The organism is Paucidesulfovibrio longus DSM 6739 (assembly GCF_000420485.1).
Classification (GTDB): Bacteria; Desulfobacterota; Desulfovibrionia; order Desulfovibrionales; family Desulfovibrionaceae; genus Paucidesulfovibrio; species Paucidesulfovibrio longus.
In genome coordinates, this window is record NZ_ATVA01000019.1 from 112,951 (window position 1) to 129,770 (window position 16,820).

14 protein-coding genes are annotated in these 16,820 nt (G+C 57.8%); 13 read left to right on the forward strand and 1 reads right to left on the reverse strand.

Going from position 1 to position 16,820, the window contains the following annotated elements; all coding sequences use genetic code 11:
• Positions 1-205: 205 nt before the first annotated feature.
• The 12 genes from G452_RS0117120 to G452_RS0117175 all read left to right on the forward strand — a co-directional run bounded on the left by G452_RS0117120 (position 206) and on the right by G452_RS0117175 (position 15,020).
• Positions 206-1,675, forward strand: a complete 1,470-nt coding sequence (locus G452_RS0117120) for a hypothetical protein (protein ID WP_155887803.1) — start codon at positions 206-208, stop codon at positions 1,673-1,675.
• Between the two features lie 9 nt (positions 1,676-1,684).
• A complete protein-coding gene (locus G452_RS0117125; RefSeq protein ID WP_022663490.1) occupies positions 1,685-3,475 on the forward strand; it encodes an ABC transporter ATP-binding protein in 1,791 nt (596 codons plus the stop codon).
• A 35-nt stretch (positions 3,476-3,510) separates the two neighbouring features.
• The gene (locus G452_RS0117130; RefSeq protein ID WP_022663491.1) at positions 3,511-4,455 is read left to right on the forward strand and encodes a class I SAM-dependent methyltransferase; all 945 of its coding nucleotides are present in this window, start codon (positions 3,511-3,513) and stop codon (positions 4,453-4,455) included.
• Positions 4,456-4,467: 12 nt separating this feature from the next.
• Entirely contained in the window at positions 4,468-5,154 is a 687-nt protein-coding gene (locus G452_RS20925; RefSeq protein ID WP_022663492.1) for a CatB-related O-acetyltransferase, read from the forward strand.
• Positions 5,155-5,165: 11 nt separating this feature from the next.
• Positions 5,166-5,990, forward strand: a complete 825-nt coding sequence (locus G452_RS0117140; RefSeq protein ID WP_022663493.1) for a class I SAM-dependent methyltransferase — start codon at positions 5,166-5,168, stop codon at positions 5,988-5,990.
• Positions 5,987-6,823: a class I SAM-dependent methyltransferase gene (locus G452_RS20930; protein WP_022663494.1), complete on the forward strand. Its 837-nt coding sequence runs from the start codon at positions 5,987-5,989 to the stop codon at positions 6,821-6,823. Before G452_RS0117140 ends, G452_RS20930 begins: the two co-directional genes overlap by 4 nt.
• Positions 6,814-7,896 (forward strand): glycosyltransferase family 4 protein, encoded by a 1,083-nt coding sequence (locus G452_RS0117150; protein ID WP_027189370.1) that lies wholly within the window; start codon positions 6,814-6,816, stop codon positions 7,894-7,896. The genes G452_RS20930 and G452_RS0117150 overlap by 10 nt, the downstream gene beginning before the upstream one ends.
• A 187-nt stretch (positions 7,897-8,083) precedes the next feature.
• Positions 8,084-9,190: a glycosyltransferase family 4 protein gene (locus G452_RS0117155; protein WP_022663496.1), complete on the forward strand. Its 1,107-nt coding sequence runs from the start codon at positions 8,084-8,086 to the stop codon at positions 9,188-9,190.
• A 233-nt stretch (positions 9,191-9,423) separates the two neighbouring features.
• A complete protein-coding gene (locus G452_RS0117160; protein ID WP_022663497.1) occupies positions 9,424-10,617 on the forward strand; it encodes a hypothetical protein in 1,194 nt (397 codons plus the stop codon).
• A 269-nt stretch (positions 10,618-10,886) separates the two neighbouring features.
• Positions 10,887-12,782, forward strand: a complete 1,896-nt coding sequence (gene asnB / locus G452_RS0117165) for an asparagine synthase (glutamine-hydrolyzing) (protein WP_022663498.1) — start codon at positions 10,887-10,889, stop codon at positions 12,780-12,782.
• Complete coding sequence (locus G452_RS0117170) at positions 12,772-13,902, forward strand: SGNH/GDSL hydrolase family protein (RefSeq protein ID WP_022663499.1); 1,131 nt, start codon at positions 12,772-12,774, stop codon at positions 13,900-13,902. The genes asnB and G452_RS0117170 overlap by 11 nt, the downstream gene beginning before the upstream one ends.
• A complete protein-coding gene (locus G452_RS0117175) occupies positions 13,899-15,020 on the forward strand; it encodes a glycosyltransferase (RefSeq protein ID WP_022663500.1) in 1,122 nt (373 codons plus the stop codon). The genes G452_RS0117170 and G452_RS0117175 overlap by 4 nt, the downstream gene beginning before the upstream one ends.
• Positions 15,021-15,076: 56 nt before the next feature.
• Here the strand turns inward: G452_RS0117175 and G452_RS20235 are convergent, their stop codons facing one another.
• On the reverse strand, positions 15,077-16,036 hold the full coding sequence (locus G452_RS20235) for a bile acid:sodium symporter family protein (protein ID WP_022663501.1): 960 nt from the start codon (positions 16,034-16,036) through the stop codon (positions 15,077-15,079).
• 141 nt (positions 16,037-16,177) lie between these two features.
• Between G452_RS20235 and G452_RS0117185 the strand changes: the two genes are divergently transcribed.
• Positions 16,178-16,756, forward strand: coding sequence for an alpha/beta fold hydrolase (locus tag G452_RS0117185; protein ID WP_027189371.1), 579 nt, complete (start codon positions 16,178-16,180; stop codon positions 16,754-16,756).
• Positions 16,757-16,820: the final 64 nt, after the last annotated feature.

Here is a 16,820-nt window from a genome sequence, read left to right on the forward strand (position 1 = left end):
GGTTCAAAGACTGCACACTCTTTCACATCTCTATATATGTGAACCGTCTCACATAAAGGGAACAGATTCTTTCATTTCGCGACACCTCTTTGAGCTTAAAAAGGCTGACTAAGGTCTCGGCTTACGCTTTCACTACCGAGCAGGTCAGATAATTATATCAACAAGAGTGCGGGTTAGATCCACCGCAGCAGGCTTAACGCAAAATATGACATCGTTTTCAGCACCCGGTAAAATTGAGCAACTTTGCATTTCATTGGCGGCGAGGATTTGCGACAGCCGGACTGCTCCGTGGGCACTGGCTGCACTCTGGCGTTGCACGAAACGGGTATTCAACGACTCCATTGCCGACTTTGTGGCGCTCAAGGTCATCAACCTCCTGGGCTACCTGTTCTTCAAACGTGGCATAGTCTGGAACAATTTCCACATTGACGGCCTTCGGGCGCGATTCGAATCGAAAAAATCCCCTTTCCGGACGATCCCCAAACGTACCCCCACCGCTTCCCCCGCGCTGAGAATCGGCGTCGTTACCCGGCGTGTGGATATGGGTTTTCCGGAGTGCTACGAATCGCAGTTTCCTCAACCGCACCAGCTCTACCTTTTCGACACGGTCGTTGACGACGGCCCACACCGCCCCGCGCCCGCGAGACCGGACATCCACTGCGTTCGAGTGGAACAGCAGGAGTCCTATCAGAAATTCATCCGCGAACTTGCGGAACGCATCAATGCGGCGCAGCTCGATATCCTTATCCTTGCTAACTGGTGCCCTGTTCGCTTCAACCAGCCGAAGAGGGATCTAGCAAGTCTGGTCGATACGCCGTGCCTGATAGGCTACTTGTCAGGATCCGACCTGATCTATCATCCTAAAGTCGACTACTCCCTCTATGTGCAGCCAAGGAAAGGCTATAGCGTCAAGAACCAGCGCTTGTGGTCGCATTTCGCACGCGGATACGTCAGGGCAGAGAGATGCTACGAGACTGTCTTCACTTGGCCGTCCTATGAGATAAAAAGAGCGGAGAATCCACCGTTCAGCCAGCGCAGCAACATAATTCTGAGCATGAACAGGCTGTACAAGGTGGCCCAAACCCCCTATCTGACGGCGATAACCACTCTCTTGCAGCGGGACAAGAGCTTGCGTTTTGTTTTTCTCGGTGAAGACAACGCCCAGCATCTTGAATCGATATCATCCTTTTTCAGGCGCAGTGGCGTGGCAAGTCAGGTCCAGTACCTTGGAGCCTTTTCTCTTTACCTGCCCAAAGAGCAGCTTACGGATAAGATTTTCACATTGCTTCGAGCGGCGCGCCTTGCTCCCGACCCATGGCCCATCGGCGGAGGGCGAACAAGAATCGAAGCTTACTCCGCCGGTACGCCTTCGACACACATGCGGCTTGACCACACTCCGACGACATTGTGGAACAGAGACTCCCAAAAGGGCACGGATCTCCCCTGCCTCGAACTCCCCGAGGCTACCGCGACCACGCTCGACGAGTTCATTTCGATTTGTTCAAGGCTGCTGTACGATAAGGAAGCTGCTGAAAGCATCGTCCGCAAGCAATACCGGATTGTCGACCATGTCACCTCTCCCTCGGTTTGGTGGGAGGAGGTTTTGTCGTCCCATGATCAATGGCTGCACGGAACAGGATGGGCGTCGGATTTCGCGCCCGCCTTGAAGGATTGAGTCGGGCCAATGTACGCACTTGCAAAAGAAATCCTTCGCCATGCGGGGGAAAACCGCGACCGCCAACTGGCGGTCTTGACTCTCCTGACCATTTTCAACGGGTTGGTGGAAGTCATGGCTTTAGGCTTGCTGGCAGCCTTCATCTCAAGCCTCACGGCCCCGGAAAAAGTCATCGACTCCCAGGCGGTCCAGACATTGAGCACCTTTTTCTCCATCAACTTCACCCAAGACCGCCTCACTTTTTACAGCTTGATAGGCGGTGCAGCCCTGGCGATGATTCTGTTCAAAAACATGCTCATCGCGCTGCATACCTGGCTCACGGCGCGCTATGACGGCGCCCTGAATTTGGCCTATGGCGAGAAAATGCTCGCGGGTATCGACAGGATCCCATATGAAACCTTTGTCCGCTTAAATTTTTCCGACATCTACTCGACGATATCCTGGCGAGTCTTCATCGGAAACATGCTGACCAACGCCATGGCCATCTTCAGCGATCTGACGGTATCGTTGATCATCTTCTTCTCCTTATTTTATCTCAATCCGAAAACCACGCTACTCGTTTTCCTTGTTATCAGCCTCATGGGCCTCTCCTGTTTTCTCTTGCTGCGCAAACGTTCCTTACGTCTGGGGCAGCGAGCCACGCAAAGTCTCCTCGATGTAAACAGAGTTCAGATGAAGACGGTCCAGGGTTTTCGCGACTTGAAGATTTTCGACAACATAGATGAGTCTCTTTATCTTTTTCATCGAGATCAAACGAGCTACGTGCACTACATCGCGAAACAGCGTGTGCTGACGCGAATCCCGGTTTTCCTGCTGGAAAGCCTCGCATTCGGGGGGCTCATAGTCGGAACGATCGTCATGCTGCGGCATGACGGCAGATCGTCTGAGGAAGTCATGGTGATGCTTTCGCTCATCGCGGTTTCAGCCTGGCGGGTTCTGCCAGCTATATACCGAAGCGTATCGGCAATGGTCGCCATCCGCACCGACTATCCCCGTGTGGAGCGCGTTCTTGCTTTTGTGCGCTTCATTGACAGCCATACGCAAAAGGATCCCGAAGCCCACGAAACGGCTATGCCGGTGCTGCAGTCCACGATTGCCATTGATGGTCTTCGATTCCGCTATTCGGACAAGGATTCCGAAGCACTCAAAGGGGTCGACGTTACGATCCATAAGGGACAGATGGTCGGATTTATCGGACACTCCGGCTCCGGCAAAAGCACGATGGCCGACCTCATCACGGGACTACTTTTTCCATCCGCCGGCGGGATATTCGTGGACGACGTAAAACTCGAACAGCGGAATGCCAGGTCCTGGCGCAAGCAGATCGGCATTGTGCCGCAAAAGCCGTTTCTATTTGACGGGACAATTGCCGAAAACATCGGCTTTTCCATGCTGAAGGAACGCATCGACATGGAACGGGTAAAGCTGTGTTGCGACCTGGCGGGCGCAAGCGATTTCATTGAGCGACTCCCCGGTGGAGTTCATTATACGCTCGGCAACAACGCCGGGAACCTGTCCGGGGGACAAGCCCAAAGGCTCGCCATAGCGCGGGCGCTCTACCGCGATCCCAGCGTGCTGATCTTTGATGAAGCGACGAGTTCCCTTGACGACAAGACGGAACGAATCATTCGGGATACGATCACGGGAATCCGAGGCTCAAGGACCATCATCATCATTGCGCACAGAATGACAGCCGTCGAGCACTGTGATATAATTTACTGGTTTGACGATGGAGACATCATCCAAAATGGGTCACCCGAAGAGATCATCCCCAAGTATACATTCATCAGCAACTCCTGAACCAGATAATTCTTAAGTAAGAGAAAGAGGAATCAATGTCTAAGACGAATGTCGCCTATTCTGAAACTGTTTGGGATGACTCCTATTCCGGGAAATATCCCCCCCCCCAGTATGAGCAGCAGTTCGAGCTACAGTGGAAGCTTGCGCTGGAAAAAGAAGAATTCTTCCAGACTCCCGGATCGTCCACGGAAGAGAAATACATCAACGATCGAGTGTTCGAATGGACCGGAGTCCATCCCGACGGAATAGACCACTTTCACGATCCTTCCATGGGATCAAGAGTCATGGACGTGCCCGTGGATCCTGCGCTGATCCGAGGGAAAAAATGCCTCGACTTATGCTGCGGACATGGACGCTGGACGAGAGTGCTGCAAAAGCTGGGAGCAGCCAGCGTTCTTTCCACAGACATCTCGCAAAGCGCGCTCAAGGCCACTTCGCGATTCAACTCCAATGTCCGCGAACTGGATATCATGACATTGCCGGACCATCCCGAAATGCACGGCCAGTTTGACTTCACCAACTTCTGGGGTGTGGCCATGTGTACGCACGATCCAAGGCTTGCTTTCGAGAACGCCGCCTCCACCGTTGCCCCCGGTGGTTCCATGTACCTCATGGTCTATGCTCCTGATGGCATCCACGGAACCCGACTGACGGGCATCCAGCGCAAAATATTTCACTCTCTGAATTCCGTTGAAAAACGTCTAGCGTTCGTCGACAAGGTTTGGGCAAAAAAGTGGGACTGGCGCTATCCCCTTATGGACAACTACCAAAACCTGCGCTTCAACATGTCCGGAGCGACCGAAGGGCGCGGACACAAGATCGGCGTGCTTGACATGCTTTCTCCGGCATACAACTGGGTCATCACGCTCGACACCGTCAACAACTGGATGCGTAAGGCGGGATTCCAGCAGGTGCTGCATTTGAACAGCAAAGAGAAGACGCCGTGCGCGTACCATGTGCTTGGGACACTCAAGTGTTAACAAGGTGCCTTCATGCTTGAATTTGTCAAACTGCATCGAGACAACGAACGCCGCCTCATCACGGAAGCACTCCTTCCGCGGGCGTTCCAGATCTGGCGGAAGCGTCGCTTCCTCGCGAAAAAGTATCCACAAGCCTTTGTTTCCATCGGCAGCAATATCGCTCCGAACGCTCACATCGGAAACGGATGCCTGATATATGACGCCCACGTGGACGACAACGTCTCCATTGGGGATTACTGCGCCGTGGGACAGGCCAGCATCTTGGGGCATGGAAGGATTTCAATAGGCAAATTCTGCTCAATCGCGCACAATACATATATTACTTCGACGAACAGACGACTGCGCAGCAGAACGACATGTCTGCTGAGCCGGATCGTATCCAGTCGTGTGACATCGAAAGCAGAGGACACGGAGTCCCTCCCCGTCACCATAGGAAACGATGTCTGGCTCGGTTGGGGTGCCGTTGTCCTCCCAGGAGCTGTGATTCCCGATGGTTGCGTCGTCGGCGCCAACGCCGTCGTGACCAAAAGAGCCTATAAACCATACTCCATTTTGGGGGGGGCGCCGGCCTCGATCCTCGGACAGCGCTTTTCCGACCTAGAAATCGCACGATTGCTGGAGATGCGGTGGTGGGATGACGCAGATACCGACATGAGCGAAGAAATGGTAGCCTTCCTGACAACCACCCCGGACGAGTGAGAAACGTGGCCATGTCTGAAAAGACCACCAAGACTCTCCCCCAATCTCATTGGGACAACATCTGGGACGTGGATGCCGTCCCCGCAGCGGCCGACATCACGAGCGTAGACATCAACCACTTCATGACACGCCGCTTTGGCAGGTATTTCGATCAAAATCTCCCCCCCGCTCAACCCAATGCGCGCCTTGCGCTTCTTGAGGCGGGCTGCGGGGGATCGGCATGGCTTCCGGCCTTTGCGCGACAGTATGGGCTGGAGATCACGGGCATCGATTATTCCGAACAGGGATGCAGCCTCAGCCGGGCCATCCTCGCCAAGGCAGGCGTACAGGGGACCATCATCCATGCCGACCTGTTCACGCTCCCGATTAACCTTCAGAAACGATTTGACATCGTCTTCAGCAACGGCCTGGTGGAACATTTCGAACCCGCCGAATCGATCATCACGCAGCTTGTCCAGCTGCTGCGCCCAGGGGGGCGTATTATCTCAATCATACCGAACATGCGAGGACTTCAGGGCCTTCTGCAAAAATGGATCGACAGACCTCTCTACAACGCGCATGTCGCGCACACCCCCGCCAGCCTGGCCGCATGCCACCAGAATTGCGGCTTGAAAGTTCTGGATGCATCCTATCTCGGTACACTGAGTCTTGGCACAATCAACGCCGAGGTTTGGTCCGGGACATGGAAGTACCGCCTCTTTCGCGAATTGGCGTATCGCTGCAGCATCGCAGTCTGGAGGCTCGAAGAGGCCGGGATGCGAGAAAAACAGAGTCTGACGTTTTCCCCTTTTGTGGCTTGTGTCGCTCAGAAGAACCACGAAGAAATCTGCAAATGAGGATCTGCCGCCGCTACGCATTTGAAAAAACTGTTTTTGCTAAATTTTCCCACCGGGTGGGCCAGGACAACATGCTGGGACGAATCAAAACATTCCTTTTCAGGCTGATCGAGTCGTACTCGAAGTGGTATGATCGGCTCTGTGGAATACCTCCGCATCTGCGTCCGTGGCATTTCCAGTGGCACGCACAAGCCCCCCTTGACAGCGACTTGCGCGAAGTGCTTTCCACCTTACGGGGATCTGTTCTAGACGTGGGCTGCGGCTCGCAGCCCTACCGACAATATCTCATCGTCGACAGCTACGTTGGTCTGGACATCTCCCCCAGCCCCAACGTAGATGTCACGGCGGCTCCAGGCGATCCTTTTCCCTTTGAATCGGAGTCTTTTGACGCAATCCTTTGCACTCAGGTGATTGAGCATGTCGAAGACCTACCCTCTTTCCTTGCTGAAACGGACCGCGTCCTGGCGCATAACGGAACCCTGATTCTTTCAGCCCCCTTCATCTATCCAGTGCATGGCGCCCCCCACGACTACCGACGTTTCTCAGAGCATGGCCTGCGCAGTATTATGCCTGGCTATACGATCCTGACGACACGCCGTCAGGGAGGGATCGGCTCGACCCTGGCACTGCTTCTCCTGTGCTGGATGCACAACCAGCTCGGAACCACTACGCTCGGTCAGTTATTACGATTTCTGGGGTTGCCGCTGTTTTTGCCTCTGAGCCTTTTCTGCAATTTTGCAGGCTGGGCGCTTGATCAAATTGACACGACGGACACAACTTACGGCAACCTCCTCATCGTGGCCCAAAAAACAACGCCCCCGACATGCGGATAGCTTTACTCATCGAATCCCTCGAAGGAGGGGGGGCCGCCAGGGTGCTGACCACGATGGCCAACCACTGGGCATCCCATAACCACCGCGTTACGCTGCTAAGCTTTGAGCAGCCAGGGCGGCCCTCCTTCTATCCACTGCATCCAGGGGTTGAGGTCATTCATGTCCCGCGGATCCTTCCGACCGTATCTTCGGATACCCTCAATAACCTCACGCATCTGCGCAGAATCCGAAAAGCGATCTTAGAGCTGCGCCCCCAGGCGGCGATCAGTTTTATCGACACCACCAACCTCCGCGTCCTGCTCGCCCTGCTCGGCAGCGACATTCCCGTCATCGTTTCGGAACGAGTGGACCCCGCTCACTACTACCTGGGAAGAATACCCAACTACTTGCGCCGCCTGCTCTATCCGCTCGCCCGCGCTATTGTTGTCCAGACACGTACTTGTGCCGATTATTTTCCCTCTAATCTCCAGAAGAAAATCAGCGTCATCCCGAACCCGGTTTTAGCGCCCATTGACTTATGGACCGGAGGAGGCAAAAGAATCATCGCTGCGGGGAGACTTTGCCCGCAAAAAGGATTCGATCTCCTTCTAAGGGCTGCCGCCGATCCGTTGCGCCGACACCCTGACTGGTCCCTGGCGATCTTTGGAGAAGGGCAGGAACGCCCACACCTGCTGCGGTTGGCAAAGGAACTTCAAATTGACGCACAAACCATGCTCCCAGGCAACGTATCCGACCTGAGCAAAGAGTTCCGCCGCTCCGACCTGTTCGTTCTTTCTTCCCGCTTTGAGGGGTTTCCAAACGTTCTCTGCGAAGCAATGGCCTGCGGGATGCCTGTCGTGGCCTTCGACTGCCCCAGCGGTCCTGCCGAGATCATCCGGGACGGAACCGATGGACTATTGGTCCCCGCTGAAAAAATCGGCCAGCTATCGAAATCCATCGCACGGCTGATGGCCGACCAAAAACTCCGCGAGCGTCTAGGGATGGAAGCCCTTCAGGTGACGAAACGCTTTTCCCTCACCAGGACGATGGCTTCGTGGGAACAGCTTTTGAACGCCCCCCCCGGATACAAATAACGTTTTGGTTACTGGGGGAGAAGGATATCGCCATTGACAATCCCCTAACGAGGGTTGCGATTTCAAGAAAGATCAGATGAAGCAGCAAAAACTTCTCAAGTGGCGAACACCCGGATGTGGATTATGAACGACTCGCGGGACCGTTTCACCGATGTTAACGACGAGGAAGGAAAACGGAAACAGGCTCATGAAAATCGCATTCGTCATATCCTCTATGGAATCCGGCGGAGCCGAGCGGGTTGTCGCTACCCTGGCCAACCATTGGGTTCTGCACCATACTCATTCCGTTGAAATCTTCACCTTCGAGAAGCACGCCTATTCATTTTACAAACTACAGGACAGCATCAAAATCCACCCCTTGGACCTGCTATGGCCGTCCAGCACACTACGTGAATCCATCACGAGCAACCTGCGCCGCCTGCGCATCCTCAGAGCGGCCATCTGCAATGCAGCTCCCGACATCGTTCTTAGCTTCATCGATACCGTCAACGTTCGCGTCATACTAAGCCTCATGGGGAGCGGAATTCCCCTCGTCGTTTCTGAGCGGAGCGACCCCTGGCTGCATAGTATCGGCACGGGGTTCCGCTGTCTTCGAAAGCTCACCTATCCTTTTGCCCACCGAATCGCCGTGCAGGGCTCGTGGGCAAAATCTTTCTTTCCACGTTGGCTCTTTCACAAAATCGACATCATTCCCAACCCTGTTCCTAAACCTGAAGTACAGGGCCCCCTCCCGAAACTTCCTTCCCCTCTGATCATGAGCATCGGCCGTCACTCCCGGGAAAAGGGTCATGACCTGCTGATAGAAGCGTTTGCGAAGGCGGCGAGGGAAAGACCCCACTGGCATCTCGCGCTAGTCGGCGACGGACCGCTGCATCAGCTCCTGCGCGAACAGACCCGCCGCCTGGGACTCGAAGAACGCATCCATTTTCCGGGAAGGATTCAAAACGTACCGGAGTATCTAGCCAGAGCAGATCTTTTCGTATTGCCTTCCCTTTATGAAGGTTTCCCCAATGCGCTTTGCGAGGCGATGGCCAGCGGGATGCCCGTCATCGCCACCGATTGCGGATCTGTAGCGGACATCATTACAGATCGGCAAAACGGGCTTCTTGTTCCGCCGAACAGTATTGACTCGCTTGCTGCGGCCCTCTCTCTCTTGATGGACAACCCCGATCTGCGCCTGAAACTGGGAGTCAAAGCAGAAGGCGTCGTGGAACGCTTTTCCATAAACGCCGTCACGGAGACTTGGGACCGGACGTTGCAAAGGGCCATCCAGGCGACACAACGTAAGAGATGAAAGCATAAAAGATTCTTCCAAGGGCCCGCACGGACGCCGGAATGGCGAAAGCGGCGCAACAATTCCCTGGAGAAGAAGGCGACCGGCGGAAGGCCTGGAACACGGCGACAAGCCGCCTGTCTTGGCAGGACGCCATGTTGCCGTACCCTACGAGCCAATGCTAAACTGAGCGGACAGGATCGGCACTTCTCAGTCCGCTGGGGTCTACCCACGACATTCAACCAGGAATTGACATGAAAAATCTGATGCTCGTCCTTGCTTCCAGCCTCATCACGCTTCTACTGCTTGAAGGCGTTTTACGTATCGCGCTTCCCCTGTTCTCGACACAGCCGGATCCTTTACAGGCCGAACGGCATCTCTATTCGCCCTATCGGGGCCATGAACTCAACCCACTTTTCAACACGAAAAACAACACGGAAGGACGACTCCTGCATTCGCCGGACGGATTCAGACGCGACCAACCCATCGCCGTGTGTAAGCAAGATCGAACCATCCGAATTTTCGCAATGGGCGCATCAACCCTCTACGGGCTCGGAACATGGGGAGGCGTCTACTCGAACCATCGGGATCTCTTCAACTCGGAACTGCCAACGTTCCACCTGGAACAGACTCTGAACCGCCAGCTCAAGGAGGAGGGATCGTCGTGGCGGGTCGAAGTTATCAACACCGCAGTGGTCGCCTACCAGACTTTCCAACAGCTCGTTTACCTCAATGAAAAGCTCCTAGACTACCACCCCGACATCATAATTAACATCGAAGGACACAACGACTTTTACATTTCCGACCCAAGCTTTGAACCGTGGAACAGCTACGCCTACTCTTCGGTCCAGTTGACAAGAGCAATCAACCACCGAGACATTTTTACGGCTGTTCACCTGCTGGCCCGCGCTCTCGCTCCTTACTCCGCCCTGGCCGCACAAGTTGAAAAAAGAGTAACGCGCCCCATCTTTGAACGCAATATTGCCCGACAGCCCGTCGCTCCGATAGATGCTCCGTATACGGATGAATCATACAGATCCGCTGCTCGCAAGACCTTTTTGCGCGCCTACTGGCAGATCACTCAACTTGGAAAGCTGCATGATTTCAGGCACCTCATTTACCTCCAGCCGGAAATCGTCCTGGAACCAGCGGAGTTGCTCACAGAGCATGATCGACGGATTCTTGACATCACAGTCCGCAACATGCATCGCCCACCTGTAGAGATGCGCCACATACGTGACGAGCTGCCGGAGCTCTTCCGCTCCTATGGCCTTAGCTACTTCGACGCCGCCCAACTGACCGCGCCGGACAAGCCTGGAGACCTCTACGTGGACTACTGCCACCTTACGCCGCTTGGCGCGGAACGCCTCGCGGAGAACATCTACCCCTCCTTGCTTTCGGCTATTCAGGAACGCATAGCGCAAAGGGAAGCACAGGGGCGGAATTGATGCAGCTGCAGTACCGAGCAGGCCTTTTGCATCATGTCCACCAGCATGCCGCATGTGACGCTCTGCAAGGCATTCCCGCTCGGAAAAGTCAGACATCAACCCCGGTCCAGCCTGACGGCCAGCCACGAGGCAGGTGAGCCCCCCGCAGCTTCAAAGTGGGAAGGCCCCACCTGAATCCAGCGAGAGGCAAAGGGCAAGCCATCCCCTTGAGAACAGAGAAGGGCCAATTACCCAAGGTCACTGTTCATGTTACCCAAAGGACATAAAGCATGTGCGGAATTGCAGGTATTTTAGGATACGAAAATGCCAGCGGCGAAAGCCTGGCCCGCTCCATGACCGACCGCATTCCCCACCGCGGGCCGGACGACGCCGACGCATGGGCGGACGACGATGCGGGGATCGCCCTCGGACACCGCCGCCTCTCCATTCTCGACCTCTCGCCCCTGGGCAGGCAGCCCATGCACTCCGCCTGCGGCCGCTTCGTCACGGTCTACAACGGCGAAGTCTACAACTTCGCGGAGATCAAGCGCGAACTCGAACCATTGGGGCACGCCTTCAAGGGCGGTTCCGACACCGAGGTCATCCTCGCAGCGGTCCGGCAATGGGGCCTGCGCAAGGCGGTGACACGCTTCGTGGGCATGTTCGCCATCGCCCTCTGGGACCGTCAGGAGCGTAGCCTCTCCCTGGTCCGCGACCGCCTGGGCATCAAGCCGCTCTTCTACGGCCGCGTGAACGGCGCGTTCGCCTTCGCCTCGGAGCTGAAGCCGCTGAAGGCCCTGCCGGGCTTCGACAACCATGTGAACAGGGAAGCTCTGAGCCTCTATTTCCGCCACAATTACATCCCGGCTCCCTACAGCATCTATTCCAATATCTGGAAGTTGGAACCTGGAACGATCCTGACGCTGCGAGCCGGGCAAAGCGAACCGGAACTGGAGCAGTATTGGTCCGCCAGGGACGTGTGGATTTCCGGAGCGGCAGCCCCCTTTCCCGGGGATGCCAAGCAGGCTGCGGACGAACTGGAACGCCTGCTCCAGGATGCCGTCTCCCTGCGCATGGTCGCGGACGTGCCCCTGGGCGCGTTCCTTTCCGGAGGCATCGACTCCTCCACCGTGGTCGCGCTGATGCAGTCGCTTTCAAGCCGACCGGTCAAGACCTTCTGCATCGGATTCCATGAGAAGGGCTACAACGAAGCCGAACACGCAAAAGCCGTGGCGGCGCACCTCGGCACGGATCACACGGAACTGTACCTCACCCCGCGCGAGATGCTCGACGTGGTTCCCCTGATCCCTCATTTCTGGGACGAACCCTTCTCCGACTCGTCGCAAATTCCAACCTACTGCGTCAGCAAGCTCGCGCGGCAGAACGTTACGGTTTCCCTGTCCGGAGACGGCGGCGATGAACTTTTCGCAGGCTATCAGCGCTATTTTTGGATGAATGGCTGGAACACATTGTCCCGTGTGCCCCTGGCCGTACGCAAGGGCATGCGCTCGCTGCTGCGCCGACTTCCCCGCGGCAGCTTCGACCTGCTGGGCAGCGTCGGGCCAAAGATACGCTGGCGGCTGGACATGCTCGGCATGGCGGATTTCTCCGAATTCTACCGTTTTTTCATTTCCCATCAGAAACACCCGGAAGACATTGTCCTTGGAGGCGCGGAGCCGCCCACCGCGTTGACGCGACCCGACAACCGCCTGGACACGGACCTGTTCCGGCAGATGATGTTCTGGGATCTTGTGTCCTACCTGCCGGACGACATCCTGACCAAGGTGGACCGGGCCAGCATGGCGGTAAGCCTGGAAGCGCGCGTCCCCCTGCTGGACCACCGCGTGGTGGAATTCGCCTCCCGGCTGCCGACCGCCATGAATGTTCGCGGCGGGCAGGGGAAATGCGTTTTGAGGGACGTGCTGTATCGCTATGTCCCCCAAAACCTGGTGGAACGCCCCAAAGTCGGCTTTGGCGTGCCCATTGAACACTGGCTCAAGAATGAATTGCGGGACTGGTGCGAGTCGTTGATCGGGGAAAGGCGACTCCGTGAGGAAGGCTATCTGGACTCGAAAATGGTCCGGCGCATGTGGGACGAATATCTCTCCGGCCAGGCCAATTGGCACTATTATCTCTGGGACGTGCTCATGTTCCAGGCCTGGCTGGAGCACAACATTGCACCATAAGAAGCCGACAACGCTCTCTCTTCTGGCCACCACCCTGGCCGCGCTGATCCTGACGCTTGCGGTCCTGGAAATCTTTTTCCGTTTCCTTCCCGTCAACGAACTCCTGCTTTCGCAGCCCGTCAACGCGGCATCCCCCATGCTCCGATTTGTGCCCAACCAAACCCTGCTGCGTTCGAATGGGCCGTTCTTCTCGATGCAGAACACAGTGCACAGCAACAACTATGGGTTCATCAACAACCAGGATTACGACAAAGAGGCGGTGCCCCCCCTCTTGTCGGTCATCGGCGATTCCTATGTTGAAGCGGTGATGGTCCCGTACAGCGAAACTGGATTTGGGCGGCTCGCAACCACGCTACAGGGCAGAATGCGCGTTTACAGCTTCGGCCGCTCCGGTGCCCCCCTCTCCCAATATCTGGCCACAGCAAAATGGGTTCACGAAGAGTTTTCCCCGCAATGCATGGTGTTCGTCATTGTTGGAAACGATTTCGACGAATCGCTATTCAAGTATAAACAAGCCCCAGGCTTTTCTTATTTCAAGGAAGAAAATGGCGAGCTGAAGCTGAAGCTCATCGATTACACTCCTGGGCTTGGCGTACAGGTCATCACAAGATCTAAGCTCTTAATGTACCTCGTGACCAACCTTCACATCATCGAACGCCTGCAAGGACTGTTCAAGCCCAGACCCAAAACCGAATACGTGGGCCAAACCATCGCGCAAGCCTCTGAGGAACGCCTCCGCGACTCCGAGAAAGCCGTGAACGCCTTTTTCAAAGCCCTTCCTCAAGCCGCCCAGCTTCCCCCCGACCGCATCCTCTTCGTCGTGGACGGCATTCGCCCCGACCTGTACGACCCCAAGATGCTCGCGCAGGACAGTTCCACGTACTTCTGGAAAATGCGTCATCAATTCATGAGGCTTGCCAAGGAGCAAGGTTACCGGACCGTGGACATGCAACAGGTCTTCATCGAAGATTGGAAGCAGCACCATCGCCGCTTTGAGTTCGAAGGCGACATGCATTGGAACGGCTACGCCCACGGTTTGTTTGCCCGCGAGGTTCTTCGCAGCGGTTTGGTGGAGGCTGTTCTTTCCTCCTCCGGACGCATCCCCGAGGAGGCCCCATGAACATCCTCTTTCTCGCCCGCTCTCTGGACCCCGGCGGGGCCGAACGCCAGCTCGCGGCCCTGGCCAACGGGCTGGCCGGACGCGGGCACGAGGTGCATGTGGCCGTGTTCTATGCCGGAGGAACCCTGGAAAGGGATCTGGACGGAGTCGCACTGCACGACCTGCGAAAGACCGGCCGCTGGGACGCCCTTGGCTTTACGCTGCGGGTGCGGGCGCTCGTGCGGCGGCTGCGGCCTGACATACTGCACGGCTATCTCGGCACCCCGAACCTGCTCACCGTGCTGCTGCGCCCCTTCGGTCCCCGCTATCGGGCCGTCTGGGGCGTTCGCGCCGCGTTCATGGACCTGGCACGCTACGGTCGCCTGGAACAGGCTCACTATGCGTTGGAACGGCTGCTGTCCCGCCGGGCCGACCTGATCCTGCTCAACTCCCTGGCGGGCCGGAACCACGCCGTGGCGAACGGCTTTCCCCAGGAAAAAATGCACGTCGTGCCCAACGGCATCGACACGGATCGTTTTCGTCCGCTGCCGCAATTCCGGGACAGGCTCCGCTCGGAATGGGGCATTCCCCGGAACGCACTCCTGGTCGGGCTTCCCGGACGTCTCGACCCCATGAAGGATCACCCCGTATTCCTGAATGCGGTCGCCATGCTCCAGCGGCAGAAGCCCGACGCATGTTTCGCCTGCATCGGAGACGGGGAAGGGCGATACGCCCGATCGCTTCGGGAAATGGCTGAACGCCTGGGACTCGGCCCGCGCCTGGTCTGGACCGGAGCAAGACGGGACATGCCTGAAGTCTACGGCGCGCTCGACCTCGTCTGCCTCTCGTCCTACGGCGAGGGCTTCCCCAACGTCCTCGGCGAGGCCATGGCCTGCGGCGTGCCCTGCGTGGCCACGGACGCGGGCGACAGCGCCGAGATCCTCGGCGAATTGGGCATGATCGTCCCGCCTCGCGATCCTGAAGCATTGGCCAAGGCCATGCTGGACATGCTCGAACGTGCGGAGAACGAAGGACAGGCTCTGCGGAATTCATTGCGCAGCCGCATTCTGGAAAAGTTCAGCCTGGAGCGGATGGTTGTTCGGACCGAAGCGCTTCTCCTGGAACTGCTCAAGCCCTGATCTTCCGAAGGCGATGCTCATCCGCCGGGCAGACAACGCGCTCCCCGGCGACAGCGCTATGCCGCGTCCTGTCCCGTCGTCGCCGACATGGCCTCGGACCGCCCGCCCCGCTTCCAAATCCGCGCCAGGCTGATGCCCACGAGGTTCTGCACGAGGCTGAAGAGCGCGCCCGGCAGGGCGGCCCGCGCCGTGAAGAAGGCGTTGGCCAGAGCCACGCCCAGGCCGGAGTTCTGCATGCCCACCTCGATGGAGAGCGTGATGGCGTCGCGCCGGTCCCTGGAAAGCAGCCGCCCGGCGGCGTAGCCCGCGCCGAAGCCCGCCACGTTGTGCAGCAGCACGGCCCCCAGCACCAGCAGCGGCAGCGCCAGGATCGTCTCCCGGTTCAGGGCCATGACGCAGGCGATGACCGCCGAGATGGCCAGAATGGACACGGACGGGAAGATGCGCACCAGCCCGGAGATGCGCTCGCGCAGGAGGCGGCGCAGCACCAGACCATCCACCAGCGGGAAGACCACGATCCAGAACACGGACCGGGCCATGCCCCAGAAGTCGATCTCGATGCGGGTGTCGTAGAGGGCGTAGACGATGGCGGGGGTGAGCAGCGGAGCCAGGGCTGTGGAAACCATGGTCATGGTCACGGACAGGGCCACGTTGCCGCCCGCGAGGTAGGCGATCACGTTGGAAGCCGTGCCGCCCGGACACGCGCCCACGATGGCCAGCCCCACGGCCGCCTCCAGGTCCAGCCCGAAAAGGGCGCTCGCGCCCAGGGCGAGCAGCGGCATGACCGTGTATTGCAGCGCCGCCCCGGCCAGGACCAGCCGCCAGCGCGGCAGCACGCCCATGAAATCGGAAACCTCCAGGGTCAGGCCCATGCCGAACATGATGATGCCCAGGGCCAGGGCGATGTGCGGCTTGATCCAGGAAAACAGGGCGGGCTCGATCAGGGCTGCCGCGGAGCAGGCCACGGCAATGGGCAGGAAGGCGCGCTCGATGCGCGCCGGGAGAGCTGTGAGCACGGAAAACCTCGCGAGGTTGGTATTTGGCGCGAACGGTTTTCGCCGAATAGCACAACGCCCCGCAGCGGGCAAACGCCCGCCGTCCGGCCTGTAACGCAATCGCTGGTGGACGCTGGTCCGGACTTGGGCTACCAGTCATGGATGCCCGACGCCCACGCCCCTAAAGCCCTGCTCCTGCACGGAACATCAGGCAGTCCCCACTCCTTCTGGCTTCCCTCTCTGGGCCGCCACCTTCAGGGATGCGGGTTCGAGGTCTGGGCTCCGCAGCTCCCGGACGCGGACCTGCCGAAGCTGGAAAGACAATTGCCGTTTCTCTTGGAAGAGGGGCGCGCAAGGAACGTTTTCGGCCCTGGCACGGTCATCGCGGCTCATTCCGCAGGCTGCCCCCTGGCGCTGGCCCTGCTGGAGGCGTTGCCGTCCGCCGTCTGCAAGACGGCGCTCGTGGCGGGCTTTCTGAGCGCTCCGCCCAAGCTGCCGCACCTCGCCGCCATTCTCAAGCCCGCCTACGACTGGGAACGCATCCGGGCCAATGCGGGCGACCTCTTCATCATCAATTCGGACAACGATCCCTGGGGCTGCGACCACCATCAGGGCATGGCCATCTCCCAGGCTTCGGGCGGCTCGCTGATCCTGCGCCGGGGCGAGGGCCACATGGGTTCGGAAACCTACGGCCAGCCCTACCCCTACTTCCCCCTGCTCGAACGTCTGCTCGCGCCCTAGCCTCTCGCCTGCGGGAAGCCCCGCAGGGTCTATACAACCCGATACGATACAGATCGCAAGCCCG

Bases quoted from the DNA above. Each gene is read 5' to 3' on its own strand.
- G452_RS0117125 (WP_022663490.1), top strand. From the start codon at position 1,685: ATGTACGCACTTGCAAAAGAAATCCTTCGCCATGCGGGGGAAAACCGC.
- G452_RS0117160 (WP_022663497.1), top strand. From the start codon at position 9,424: ATGAAAAATCTGATGCTCGTCCTTGCTTCCAGCCTCATCACGCTTCTA.
- G452_RS0117175 (WP_022663500.1), top strand. From the start codon at position 13,899: ATGAACATCCTCTTTCTCGCCCGCTCTCTGGACCCCGGCGGGGCCGAA.
- G452_RS0117120 (WP_155887803.1), top strand. From the start codon at position 206: ATGACATCGTTTTCAGCACCCGGTAAAATTGAGCAACTTTGCATTTCA.
- G452_RS20930 (WP_022663494.1), top strand. From the start codon at position 5,987: ATGAGGATCTGCCGCCGCTACGCATTTGAAAAAACTGTTTTTGCTAAA.
- G452_RS0117150 (WP_027189370.1), top strand. From the start codon at position 6,814: ATGCGGATAGCTTTACTCATCGAATCCCTCGAAGGAGGGGGGGCCGCC.
- G452_RS20925 (WP_022663492.1), top strand. From the start codon at position 4,468: ATGCTTGAATTTGTCAAACTGCATCGAGACAACGAACGCCGCCTCATC.
- G452_RS0117140 (WP_022663493.1), top strand. From the start codon at position 5,166: ATGTCTGAAAAGACCACCAAGACTCTCCCCCAATCTCATTGGGACAAC.
- G452_RS0117185 (WP_027189371.1), top strand. From the start codon at position 16,178: ATGCCCGACGCCCACGCCCCTAAAGCCCTGCTCCTGCACGGAACATCA.
- G452_RS0117130 (WP_022663491.1), top strand. From the start codon at position 3,511: ATGTCTAAGACGAATGTCGCCTATTCTGAAACTGTTTGGGATGACTCC.
- asnB (WP_022663498.1), top strand. From the start codon at position 10,887: ATGTGCGGAATTGCAGGTATTTTAGGATACGAAAATGCCAGCGGCGAA.
- G452_RS0117155 (WP_022663496.1), top strand. From the start codon at position 8,084: ATGAAAATCGCATTCGTCATATCCTCTATGGAATCCGGCGGAGCCGAG.